The 12,752-nt window shown below is 67.6% G+C and carries 8 protein-coding genes; 4 read left to right on the forward strand and 4 right to left on the reverse strand.

What is annotated here, in order from left to right:
• The first annotated feature begins 156 nt into the window (after window positions 1-156).
• Window positions 157-4,995, forward strand: a complete 4,839-nt coding sequence (gene mobF / locus HQ306_RS21245) for a MobF family relaxase (protein WP_222633394.1) — start codon at window positions 157-159, stop codon at window positions 4,993-4,995.
• 274 nt (window positions 4,996-5,269) lie between these two features.
• Window positions 5,270-6,274, forward strand: coding sequence for a hypothetical protein (locus tag HQ306_RS21250; RefSeq protein ID WP_222633395.1), 1,005 nt, complete (start codon window positions 5,270-5,272; stop codon window positions 6,272-6,274).
• A gap of 51 nt (window positions 6,275-6,325) precedes the next feature.
• Here the strand turns inward: HQ306_RS21250 and HQ306_RS21255 are convergent, their stop codons facing one another.
• The 3 genes from HQ306_RS21255 to HQ306_RS21265 are packed head-to-tail and all read right to left on the reverse strand — an operon-like array spanning window position 6,326 to window position 9,815.
• Complete coding sequence (locus HQ306_RS21255; RefSeq protein ID WP_222633396.1) at window positions 6,326-6,754, reverse strand: DUF4913 domain-containing protein; 429 nt, start codon at window positions 6,752-6,754, stop codon at window positions 6,326-6,328.
• Window positions 6,754-8,703 carry a type IV secretory system conjugative DNA transfer family protein gene (locus HQ306_RS21260; protein WP_222633397.1) on the reverse strand — a complete coding sequence of 650 codons (1,950 nt, stop codon included), beginning with the start codon at window positions 8,701-8,703 and terminating at the stop codon, window positions 6,754-6,756. Before HQ306_RS21260 ends, HQ306_RS21255 begins: the two co-directional genes overlap by 1 nt.
• Complete coding sequence (locus HQ306_RS21265; protein WP_222633398.1) at window positions 8,703-9,815, reverse strand: hypothetical protein; 1,113 nt, start codon at window positions 9,813-9,815, stop codon at window positions 8,703-8,705. The genes HQ306_RS21260 and HQ306_RS21265 overlap by 1 nt, the downstream gene beginning before the upstream one ends.
• Window positions 9,816-10,313: 498 nt before the next feature.
• Between HQ306_RS21265 and HQ306_RS21270 the strand changes: the two genes are divergently transcribed.
• On the forward strand, window positions 10,314-10,787 hold the full coding sequence (locus HQ306_RS21270; protein WP_222633399.1) for a hypothetical protein: 474 nt from the start codon (window positions 10,314-10,316) through the stop codon (window positions 10,785-10,787).
• 385 nt (window positions 10,788-11,172) lie between these two features.
• Window positions 11,173-11,355: a hypothetical protein gene (locus tag HQ306_RS21275; protein WP_222633400.1), complete on the forward strand. Its 183-nt coding sequence runs from the start codon at window positions 11,173-11,175 to the stop codon at window positions 11,353-11,355.
• A 624-nt stretch (window positions 11,356-11,979) separates the two neighbouring features.
• Here HQ306_RS21275 and HQ306_RS22710 read toward each other — a convergent pair.
• The gene (locus tag HQ306_RS22710; RefSeq protein ID WP_222633401.1) at window positions 11,980-12,531 is read right to left on the reverse strand and encodes a PaaI family thioesterase; all 552 of its coding nucleotides are present in this window, start codon (window positions 12,529-12,531) and stop codon (window positions 11,980-11,982) included.
• Between the last annotated feature and the right edge of the window lie 221 nt (window positions 12,532-12,752).

Below are 12,752 nucleotides of genomic sequence, written 5' to 3' on the forward strand. Positions count from 1 at the left end.
CCTGCGGCACTATCGGACTGTGCATCCCCGGTCGCTCGACCCCCGCAAGGGGGGTCTGACGCGCCCTGAACGGGTCGCTGCGCGGCCAGTTTGCAACCCGGCTGGACGCCCTGCAGGGGTGCCGATCACGGGTGTCAGGGGCGGCGGTGTGCGGTGATGACGCTGCACCGCCTGCACGCGGGCGACGGATACACCTACCTCACGAAGCAGGTCGCGGCGTGCGATCACACCGTCACCCGTGGTCAGAACATCGCCGACTACTACACCGCCGAGGGCGCACCTCCCGGACTGTGGGCCGGCCGCGTAGCGACCGCACTCGGTGTCGACGGTGTGGTGTCCGAGACGCAGATGAAGGCACTGTTCGGCGAGGGGCTGCACCCGGACGCGGAGGCGAACATCGCCCGCGCCGCAGTGTCGGGAGAGAACGTCGACCGCACCGCCGCCGCGCAGCAGCTCGGTCGCCCGTTCCCCAGCTTCGAGAACAAGGTGCCCTACCTCGCCGCCGTCAAGGACGCGACGAACGCCGCGGCGAAGGACGCCGGTAAGGCGTTGTCGGCGGGGGAGCGTCAGCGTGTCCGCTTGGACGTCGCGCAGTCGTTCTTCCGCGACGCGCACGGACGGGGCGGACTGCCGAAGGATCTCACGGAGTTCATCCGCGCCCAGGAGTCGAAGGTGCGTCACCCCGTCGCCGGATACGACCTGGTGTTCACCCCGCAGAAGTCGATCAGCGCCCTGTGGGGACTCGGCGACGCCGCCGCCAAGGAAGCGGTCGAGCGTGCCCACACCGAAGCAGTGAACGAGACGTTGGAGTGGATTCAGGCCGAGGCCGGGTTCACCCGCCGCGGCAAGGGATCGACCGAGCAGGTCGAGACGGACGGGTTGGTCATCGCCCAGTTCGTGCACTACGACAACCGCACGGGGGATCCGAACCTGCACACGCACTGCGCGGTGTCGAACAAGGTCCGCACCACCGCCGATGGCAAGTGGCGCGCCCTCGATGCGCGTCCACTGCACCGCGCCGCGGTCGCCGCGGCCGCCCGCTACAACTCCCTCGTCGCGGACAAGACCGCCCGCTACGCCGGCGTGCAGTTCGAGGACCGAGCCCGCGCCGACGGCAAGCGTCCGGTGCGCGAGATCGTCGGGTTCGACCAGGAACTGTTGTCGGAGTTCTCCCGGCGCGACGCGATCATGGACCGCGCGCGCGAGCTGACCGAGGAGTACCGCGCCGAGCACGGGCGTACCCCGTCGAAGGCGCAGCAGATCCGACTCGTGCAGCAGGCGACGCTCGACACCCGGTCGGGCAAAGCGCCGCCGGTGTCGCTGTGGGTGATGCGCGGTCAGTGGCGTGAACGCGCCGAGAGCTTCCTCGCCGAGCGCGGCGCCGACGGCGGGTTGGACGCACTCCTCGCGTCGGTGCAATCGCCGACCGCGACGTTCGACGTCGTCACCGAGGTCGACGCGCAGCAGTGGGCGGGTCGCGTCATCGACCGCGTGTCCACCGCCCGGTCGACGTGGACGGAGGCGAACGTGCGCACCGTCGTCGAGGACGAGCTCTCCCGCGTCCGGTTCGCCGACCCGGCCCAAGCCCGCCGCGCCGTCGAGCAGGTCACCCATGCCGCCCTGCACCGCGACTCATTGCTCCTCGACATCACCCTCGACGACCTCCCGTCCGCGCTGACGCGCGCGTCGGGGGAGTCGGTGTTCACCGACCACGGCGCGTCCCGCTACTCGTCGGCTGCGGTCCTCGACGCCGAGCAGCGCCTCATCGACGCCGCCCACACCCAGACGGTGTTCACCGTCTCCGCGGACGCGTTCGACGGTGCCCGCGCACGCCGCGAAGCACTCGAATCCGCCCGTACGGGCGGCGAGTTCGTGTTCAACGACGGACAGCTCGAGATGGCACGCCGCCTGGCCACCGCGGAAACACTGGTCGCCGTCGGTGTCGGTCCCGCCGGCACCGGCAAGACCGCCTCGATGAAACTGCTCGTCGACTCCTGGCACGAACAAGGCCGCACCGTCCTCGCGCTGGGACCGTCCGCCGCCGCCGCGACGGTGCTCGGCGAGGACGTCGGTGTGCCCGGCCGCACCATCGCCTCTGTACTGCACCGGCACAGCATCGGCGCCGAGACCGGTATCGACCGCGGCACCCTGATCCTCGTCGACGAAGCGGGCATGGCCTCGACCCGCGACCTCGACCAGCTCGTGGCCCTGGCCGCCGAACACGGCGCGGTGGTGCGCATGATCGGCGACTCCGCACAGCTGGGCGCCGTCGATGCGGGCGGTGCGCTCGGCATGCTCGCCCGCGAGACGAGTGCGCCGGAGCTCGTCGACGTGGTGCGCTTCCGCGACCCCGCGGAGGCGACCGCGTCGCTGGGACTGCGCACCGGGGACGACACGGCGATCGAGTTCTACCGCACCAACGACCGGATGATCGGCGGCACGGACGACGAGCTGCTGGTGCGTCTGCTCGACGATCACCTCGCCGACACCCGAGACGGGTTGTCGTCGGTGATGCTCGCCCCCACGAACGAGCAGGTCCGCCAACTCAACACTGCCGCCCAGGCGATCCATCACACCGAAGCGGGCACCGGCGACGGGATCTCCGCGCCCTTGTCGGACACCGCCCGTGCACACGTCGGTGACGTCGTGGTCACCAGGCGTAACCGCGCCGAGCTGCGCGCCACCGACGCGGCCGGACGCCGCTTCTCGGTGCAGAACGGTGACCTGTGGACCGTCACCGGTGTCGGGGAGGACGGCAGTATCGCCGTCACCGGCAACCGGCACGGCGCGCACACCGTCCTGCCCGCCTGGTACGCCCAAGGGCACACCGAACTCGGCTACGCCCACACCATCCACCGCGCCCAGGGACTCACCGTCGACGTCGGCCGCGCCCTGCTCTCCACCGCCGTGGACAGACAGGCCGCGTACGTGGCATTGACCCGAGGCAAGACCGGCAACTACGCCTACCTCGTCACCGACCAGCTCCCCGACCCGGACCTCGACCACGCCCCGGGACCGGAAGCGACACCGACGACAGTGTTCGCCGGCATCCTCGCCCGCGACGGCGAAGAACGCGCCGCCGTGGAGCACCTACGCGCCGGGTTGGCCCGCGCATCGGACCCGCACCGGTTCCGCGAGTACTACGACACCGCCGCCGCGAAACTCGGCGACGCCCACGCCCGCCACCTGCTGGACACGGTGCTCCCGACCGCGATCCACACCACCGCGAAGGCGCAGCGCGGGTGGGACGCCGCCGTGGCCGGTGTCCGCGACGCCGTCGCCCGCGGCGCCGACGTCGACTCCGTCATCGACGTCCTCAGCGACCGTGGGTTGCACGGCGCCGGCAACATCCCCGTCGCGATCCTCGCCCGCCTCAAGAACGTGCAGACTCCGGCGGTCGCGTCGACGGTGCCCGTGCTGCCCCCGCAGCACCGCGGAGCGGACACGGAACTGCGCACCTTCGCCACCGCGATGGTCGCGGCGATCATCGACCCTCGCGGCCCCGACGCGGTCTGGGCGACGGACCTCGATTACACCCACCCCCAGCAGCAGGCGTACCGGAACGCGGTGCGGGCGCTGATCGACATCGACACCGACACCGCCCTGCAACGTGCGCTTCCCGCTCGCGTCGCCGCCACACTCACCGACCGCGAATGGACCGAGCTGGCCCGACGCGTCGTCGACGCCGCACTCGGCGCCGACACCGCAGATCTCGATCTACACCTGATCCGGTTCGACGACACTGAAGGCGCCGCGATCAGAGCTGTCGTCGCGGCCGTCGCGGAGACCGTCACCGACCTCGATCCCGATCTCACCGCCTACACCGACGAACTGCGCTCCTACCTCCACATGACCGACAGTGCGACCGAACCTGCGGGCGCAGCCACCGCGAACGAACCAGCGACCACGCAGGACCAGGCACCCGCGCCCGACCGGGCACCGCGGCACACGCTGGACGAACGACCCGACGCGGTGCGCACTCCCGCGCACGCGAGCACGGATGTCGCCGCGGCCGCCGAGCAGATGCGGCGAGCACCTATCCGAGCACTGACCGACGACCAGCTCGACGCTGCCGCCGCACAGGCCCGCACCCGTCTGGCCGCACTCGACCGCGACATCCGCCTCGCCAACGCCGCCAGGACAGCAGCACTGGGCGGACAGTCCGTGGCAGCAGTACGCGCCGAGCAGGCGCAGACAGACACCGCAGCAGCGGCGGTACGCACGGCGATCGCCGCACAGCACCGTGTCGAGCGGGCCGGGGCAGAGCTGGAGCGCGCCACACAGACCGAGCGCGCCGCACGCGAACCCGACACCGGCCGCTTCGGGCGTCGCACCGTCGATCACGACCAGATCGCCGACGCCGCCGCGGACACCGATCTGTGGACCCGCCGCCACCGCGCAGCTATCGACGCTGCCGTCGACGCGACCGCGGCCGCGCCGCCGCGTGAGCAGTGGGACCAGATCCAAGCGAACGCCGAAGCAGCGGAGCACTCGCTGTCCGACACGATCGCCGCCGCGCAGCACGCCGACAACCGGGCAGCATCCACCGCCGACGCAACGCTCCGCGCAGCACGCCCGGAACGCACCGCGACGGCCGCACGCGTCACCGCGCTACAGGCAGAACTCGATCGCCGCGCCGCCCTCGACCCCCGGGAGGTCGCCACCGAGACCGCGGTGCGTTCGGCGCAACCCGCCGCCTCGCCGCGCGCTGCGACGAACCCGTTGGCCGAGATGCCCACGGAGGAGCTGCGCCGGAAGCTGCTGGAGGTCGGGGTGAGCCGGAACCACGCACGCACCGCGACGATCGCAGCGCGCCGGGAGAACACCCTGCGCAGCTACCGCGCCGAACTCGACCGCCGAGCCGACCTCACTCCGGAGCAGGCCGATGCGGAGGAACGGCGACGGCGACCGGCCGCGAAACCGACGCGCGCCGAACCCGCCCGCACCGCAGACACCTCAGTCGACCGGACCCGCGACATCGGCCCGGACTTGTGAGGCTTGTCAGCAACGGGCGGTCGGTTGCTGCCCGCCCGCGCACAACTCACCGTCGGCGTACCCGGCACGCGGGCTTCGGGGCAGTCACCTAAGTTCGAAGAATGGGAAATGCGCGGACCGGTGCGATCGGCCTCTATCTTCTTGCCGTACTGGTGCGTGTCCTGACATGGGGAAGCGCTTCGGCCGCTGACCGCAGCGACGACGTCGTCTTCATTCTGCTGGCGGGATCTGTCATCGCGGCGATTCTGTCCGTTGACCACAATCGGAGGAAGTCATGACCGACTGGACCGACGTCCTGCACGCGCTGACATCGCCGACCGGCATCTCGCTACGAGGAACGATTCGCGAGACACCGGCCGAACCCCAGAGGAACCCGACCACGTTCAAGACAGCAGGGCACCGTCCGATGTTCGTCCGCGCGGTGGACGACTGCACGGTGTGGCTGCGCGGAGCGTCCACCAGAGTCGAATACGACGGGCGTCCGGTGTTCGTCACCGACGGCACCACCGCCTGGGACTTCACACCCGACCCGGAACGCCCACTCATGGGACCGGTGAACCGAGTGCACTACTTCGGTAAAAACCAGTTTCTGATCAGGCGGCGGACTGCGGCCGAGTGGGCCGGCACCGACTTCACCAGCCCGACCGGACCGATCGACGAGGTGCGTTTCCTCGAGCGCGACTGCTGGACAGTCGAACTCGCACCGCCTCCCGGCAAGCCCCACCCGATGCGAATCTGGGTGGACATCGAGACCGGCAGGATTCTCGGTCATCAGATCGACCTGCTGGAGATCGGCGCCCGCTACGTCGACGTGACGGTCGGCGAGCCGCTAGACGACGGGCTGTTCACGTGGACCGGGCCCACCCAGACCCACGAGGAGCGTCAGCGCGATCTACAGCGTCGCGGCGACGAGGCGCGCCGTCAGCAAGCAGAATGGTTCGCAGCTTCCGTGACCGGAACTCCTGTCGTGGCCCGCGTCCCGGTCGACTTCACCCCGACCACGGTGCCGTTTCGCGACGACGAGACCGGTGCTTTCGAGGGACACAACGACCAGACAATGATTGCACGCTCGCCACGATCAGCGGACGGGTCATGGTCACCGCGCTGGGGTCCACTGCACTACGTCTGGTCGACACCCGAGTGGGACTGGGCGGCGGCGATGATGCAGTGCGACATCGACGACGACACTGTTCACACCCTGCAGTCGATCCTGCACCCGGATGCCAGTGTCGACCGGCAGCGGCGCATCGACCCACCACGCCGCGGCCGGGTCGACTGACTCTTCGGCCGCCAACGACGCCGCCCCGGGCACACCGTGAAGGCCGCCGTATCACCGTTCCTGCTTCGGCATCGGGGCACAGGGGAGTGGTCCGTGGCCGTTCCAGCAGCCGTCCGGGTCGACGTGGCTCATGGGGCCGGTCGCGCCGTCCAGAAGCACCTTCAGGTGCGCGTCGGCGTCCGTGATCCACCACCGCGACATCGCCGACGGGTCATCGCTCACCACAGCCCCCTCGTACGCCTGCCACAGCGCGGTCAGGCGCTCGTAGACCTCCCGGTGACGCCACCACCGCGGATCCCAACTCAATCCGCGCCCGGGCGAGTTCGACACCTGCCGGTTGATGACCTGGGAGAAGTAGAGCGTCACGAACTCCTCGACGTCGGCGAACACCGGCTCCGGTGCCACATCCCCCGGATCGCCGGGGTCGGCCTCATGGTCCGGCAAGAGATCGGCCTCGTCGTCCGGACAGGGGTCGGTCATCAGTCCTTCTCCCAGTCGTACTCGTCCGGATCGTCCCCGTCGTCGACGTCGCTCCGATCGAGGTGGCGCTTGTCGCCGACACCGCCGGCGAGCAGTTCCGCGGCCACCTTCTCCGAGCCGGCGTAACGGCCGATGGATTCCCGGATCAGATCGGCGTCGTCGGTCTCCCACCACGGGAGCTTCCTGATCAGTACCGGTTTGTTGCCGGGGACGACGAGCAGCGCACGCGCGCTGGGCATCGCGCGGATGTCGGCCTCGGTGAGGATCGGGCGCTCCTGCCAGCTCTGCGACGTGCTGCCTCCGGATCGCCCGTTGCTCCGGGTGGTGGTCTGCACCTCGTGTGTGCCGACCGTGGAGGACAAGCCGCGCGCGTAGGACTCGACGTTGACGTTGCCGCCGTAGAAGTGCATGGAGCCTGACACCATCGCCTCGAACTCCTCCCTGCCCCAGGCTTTTTCGCCCTGTTGGGGGCTTTGCAGGATGGCGATCGGAATGATGCCGTGGGATCCGAAGTAGGAGAACTGGTTCGGCAGGTCTTCGAGCAGAACGGTGTTGGCGGCCTCGTCGAGGACGGCGACGAGCGGCACCTCGAGACGACCTTCCGGTGCGGAGTGCGTTCGCCGCCACCAGGACTGCGGCCACCACGCGGGCATGTGAGCCGGGTAGTCACGTCGGGGGCTACGCACGGCGACCTTGATCCCGGCGTCGAAGATCTGACCGAGGAGGGCGGTGATCAGCGGCGTCGCGGTCCCCGAGCCCTTGTTCGAGTGGGTGTAGAGGGTGCCGGTGCTGGTGACGAAGTCGTACGGGTCGAACTCCGCTCGATCGTGCGTGGCGTCCTGCCGTCGGTGGCGGATGCTGCGTTCACCGGTCTCCGGATGTGGCAGCACCTCCATCGTCACCCGCGTCGGGGGTGTGACGACATTGGCGTAGTCCTCGTCGATCAGCACGCTCAGGCATTTGCGGGCCATGTCGAACAGGCCGTCGCGCTGGCGTTCGTTGATGTCGAGGGCGGTGCGGATCTTGTCCGCGGCCCGCCGGTGGCCTGCCACCTCGAGGATGTCCGCCGGTGTCTGGTCCTGGTCGCGGCCGAGCCAGGCAAGGGTGTGCAGGATGTCTCCGCCGCCCACGGCCGCGGCGAGCAGGTACAGCGCCAGCAGCTCGGCGGAGCCACCGTCGAAGTAGTTGCTCGTCGTCGCGCCCTTGGTGGAGGACCCGGAGACGAAGAACGACGCCAGGCGGCGAGCGTCCCCCATCTCCCGCACTCGTTTGAGCGGGTTCCACCAGAACGTGACCACCCGAGATCCGCAGATCTCTTGCAGATCGAGCATCCACACCCTGCCGAGGCGTTCACGGGCGAGGCGGGTCGCGGCGTGCAGGTCCGGTTTGGTGGTGTTGGCGATCACCGGCCCGGGGGCACTGATCACGGCTCGGATCGCCAGCGTCACGGTCTTGCCCATCCGCATCCCGGCGATGGCGACCATGACCGTCTCCCACGTCAGGTAGACCGGCACCTTCCCGCGGACGGTGTAGCCGATGAGGAACCCCCAGGACCGGGGGTCCTTGGGGGAGAACTGCGGGACCAGCTTCTGCGACGCCGAGCGCGAGATCCCGGACAGCTTGCCCGGATTCGCCATCGTCTTCGCCTTGGAGTCGATCCAGGTGCGACCGCGTGCCCACCGCCGCACCGCAGCCACTGTCAGAACGAGAACCGCCGACCCCGCGAACGCTGCGAAGACGGTGGACTGCCACGGCCATGGGCGACGGCCACGCACGACGTCGTACAACCCGGTGATCGGATCGGGCGAGGTGTCGAAGCCGCCGAGCAGCGACCCGAGCCACCACGCACCCGCCGCGATCACCACGCCGGCCGCAACGACAGCGATGACGATCAATGCGGCGGTCTCGCCGATCGACGAGCCGTTCGACCGTGTGGTGCGGGCGGCCATCATCGCGCACCCATCGCCGCGCCGACGACGCAGAACGCCCACATGATCCATCCGACGAGCAGCATCGCCGCCGTCTGTGTGGCGTAGGACCAGGCCATACGCGCGTTCACCCGTCGGTTCATGAACCGGTCCCAGCTCACCATCCCCACCGCCACCACGGCGGAGACGGTGACGAGGAAAATCACGCCGGTCCTGCCGGCGGCGAGCACGCCGTCGACCGCGTCGGCGCGATCGGCCGGCACGTCACCGACCCACCAACCGCCGAAGTCGACCCCCAGCGCCGCCGCCACCGACGCGAGCACCACCACGCACGCGGCGGTCAAGGTCCAGTTCAGGCGCCGGAGGACGGGGAGCTTTGTGGCGGGGTCGTGGTCTGACTGGTCGGTCTTGCCGACTCTGGCCTCGCTCGGGTGAGAGAGGACCGAACCGGTACCGCCGCGAGTGTCGGAATCGGCGGGAACCCACGCCTGCGCCAACCGGTCCGGTTCCCCGATCAGCACCGTGCCGCTGGCGTAGGCAGCGTCGACACCGACGGAGTAGGACACCACCAGGACGAACCCGCCCTCGCTGACGATCCGCTCGACGAACGCGGGCGAAGGATCCGTGAGTCGGTACTGCGCGGCGACACCGTCCGCGACGACGATCGTGCCGTCATCGTCGACGCGCCAGGACACCTCGCCGGACAGTACGGGCAGCACCTGTTCGTCGACCGCGGTGAACCCGCGCTCGTGGTACCCGTCGAGCAGCGACCGTGCATCGTCGGCGATCACCCACCCGTCGATCGACGGGTTCACCAGCAGCGCCGACACTTCCCGCACCTCGCCGCCGGACGTCACCGGAACACTCATCGGCGCGATGCGATACGTCGTCGGCATCACCACATGGATCGACGCTTCCGGATCGGCGGGCCCGCAAGTGGCATGGCGGACATCGACATGGGTCGACCCCGGAAACGAGGTGACACCGAACCGCACCGGCCTCTCTCCGAGTGCGGTACCGCAGATCGCGCAATCACCGAGCGGCTGCACAGCGTCCCGTACCTGATCGGCGAGCCCGGGCGGGAGCGAGCGGTCGAGGACAGCGTCGTCGACGAACGACATCTGCGCGGTCACGCCTGTGCTCCGCGCATGGGCGTCACGACACGGGTGGGATCAGAAGACAACGAGGAAAACGAAATTACCTGCATCGAAGTGAGGCCTTTCGGGAGCGTCGAATCAGCACGCACGCGCACAGCGCGACACCCACAGGTGCCGACACCGCATACGCACTGGTGATGGACGCTCGACCGTGACCCTCATCGACGGTCGAACACCGAAATCATACTGCACGCGGTGATCCTCACGCAGCGCTGAGCTTCCCTCGTCAACGAGCTCAGAACACCTCTCGCACCTTCGTCAGGTGGCGTATGAGTATTTCCAGCCTCATCACCTCGGTCTGCAATCTGGAGAACAGGCCGGCCAACGTTTTCGAGTCCTCGTACTTACGAAAGCGAAAAATGGATGCTGTGAGTAGGCCGTCCCCCAACGGGGCGTCCGGATGCGTGAGCAAGGGGCTGCCGGCCTTCCGACGCGCCACCTTCGACTGGGGCCGACACCTGACATACTCGCGCCGTGCGCAGCTTCTTCCCGGACCGAGAGCAAGTGCTGACCGCGACGTGGACGCCAACGCGCGGGGTCGAGATCACGCACGCGGATTTGCCCGACCCGTGGCTGCGCGCAATCGAACGACTCAGCCACGACCTGCATGTGCGCCAGTACGGCGGCGATATCGAGCACATCGGCTGGGTGGCCGAGTACGACCCCGACGGCGGGGCAGTGTGGCTGTGCAGCGCGATCACCATCGTCGGTCAACGCGCCGCCGGTTTTCACGGCAACGGCATGGGTGCGTACGTCGACGCCGATGAAGAAACTGCGCTTTGGTCCATGGCGGATCTCGTCCAGAACGCAATAGCCGAAGTGCGAACTGCGTGGCCGTGGGCCGATGCCGGCGGGTTCATGAGCGCTGTGCTCGACGATGGAATTGCTTCGTGGCGAGACAGGAACGGAAACACCACACGAATTGGAGGTCTCGCGGGGACCGCTTGAGCGACTGTTCGTGTCCGGTCCTCAGCCCCTTCTGAAGGTCTACAAGGCGCGCCGGTAAGCCCGTTCCCGGCGATCTTCGGTGGAGCGAAGTCATGCAGTGGCGTCACGCCCGCAGCTGTCCGGTTTGGGCTATTAGTGCAATTATCGAATGGACCTTGCACGCACGCGAAGCGACCTGTCATACGGGGAGTGGCCGTACGCATGCGTTTACATCAAACGATGGGAGCGACTGGCCGTGATTTGGGTACTAGGGCTCATTCTCTCAGCGTGCGGGGCGGTGTTAACGGCCCGCGCCACTTCCGAACTGGCCCGTATCAATGGTGGACGCACGCTGCCGGTGGCGTGGGGTGAGTTTGCAGTCCGCCCGACACCAGAGGTTCGGCGAATGAGGACCACGGCAGCGGTGGTGTCGGTCGCAGGTGCATGGACTGTTGTCGGCGCGTTGTGGAACGTAGAGAACGCGAAGTGGTTGGTTGCGTTGGCCTTCGGCATTCTCGCCGCGGCGACGTATATACCCAGACTGGTGGTCACGATCAAACACAACCGCACGGTCGAATCGCAGCTTTGAGCAATTATGTTGACCGCTCTCACACACAACATGGGTCGCCCGGCAAGGGATCGACCAACCTATCGCCGCGAGGGGTGGAGCACGTGACGTGCTGAGGTGTTCCGAGCACTTGCACATCGCGGCGTGGCGGCATGCGTCAACGCGGTCGCGGTGAAGAGGAGGCAAAATTCCTGTGAACTGCGTTTATGTCATAATCTGAATTATCGGCACTGATTACCAATGTCAGTACGGCGACCGAGGAGGGCTCACGCCCGGCTCGAGAACGCACGTAGGGATACCCGAACGATCTAGTCTATTCGTTCCCTGCAGTTCGGCGTCCAAATCGTCCCGCGACAACTCTGGACCTCAAGACCGCCCATGACCCCGCCATCGGATAATGGGCACCGGGACGGTTGTCAGGTGGACGCCCGAATGTGATCGTGACGCCATGACCTCCGACAGAAGTGTGTCCGGCAGCGACGCTGGCAGAACTGAGGTTGAAGCCGCCCTACCGGAGTACGGACCTGCGCACGATCCCTGGATTCTGCAGTGCCGGTAAGTACGTCGCGACCATCACCAACACCGGAAAGCTACGCAATCTCGACCCCTCAGGTAGGCACATCACCCCGGGGAGAAAAATCGAGGCTATTCCGGGTCGGATCGAAGCGCTGCGAGAAAGTGCGCCAAATCGACGACGATGAATACACCTGTGGCGGAGGCCACTAAGTCACCGGTGCGTTGCGCTCGAACTTCGGCAACAACGTGAAGCTTGCGACCATCGCGCGCTTTGAGCCTGGCACTTACCTCGTAAGGCACTTGCAGGCGAACCGGCGCGAGGAACTCGATGTCGAGCTTTCGGGTAACAGCCAAATCCCCGATCACGTAAAGAAGCATTCCCACCATGTCATCCAGCACGGTGCATACAGCCCCACCGTGTGCGATGCCCGGAGCACCCCGGTGCCGACTATCGAAGACATGCTCCGCCGCGACGCCGTCGCCGCGACGCCGCGCCTGCAACTGATGACCGTGGGGGTTGTCTGGACCACAGCCGAGACACCATGGGTGGTGAGGCGGGAGAAGGTCACCGTCGGCGAGTGTGCCTCGCCGTTCTGCAAAGCTGCGCCACCAGGCCGTCACGAGTGCGGTCTCAACCTGGCGTTCGGAATATTCTTGAGCGGGTTCCGGCGGTTCTGTCATATCGAACCCACTAAGGCCGGGTTCGATTCCGTTGATAGCGGCGAGACGATCCCGATCATGGAGCGGATCTCCTTCACCGATCTCCGTTTTGTCAAGTGCCGTCTGAGTATCACCACAGAATGAACCGCATCGGCTCAGGCAATTGGAGGTGTTGTGTTTCCATCACTTATTTTAGCCAGCATTCTCTGTGGACGGATATATCGATGTTGCACCGCACTACG

The organism is Rhodococcus sp. BP-160 (assembly GCF_019836205.1).
Lineage (GTDB): Bacteria > Actinomycetota > Actinomycetes > Mycobacteriales > Mycobacteriaceae > Rhodococcoides.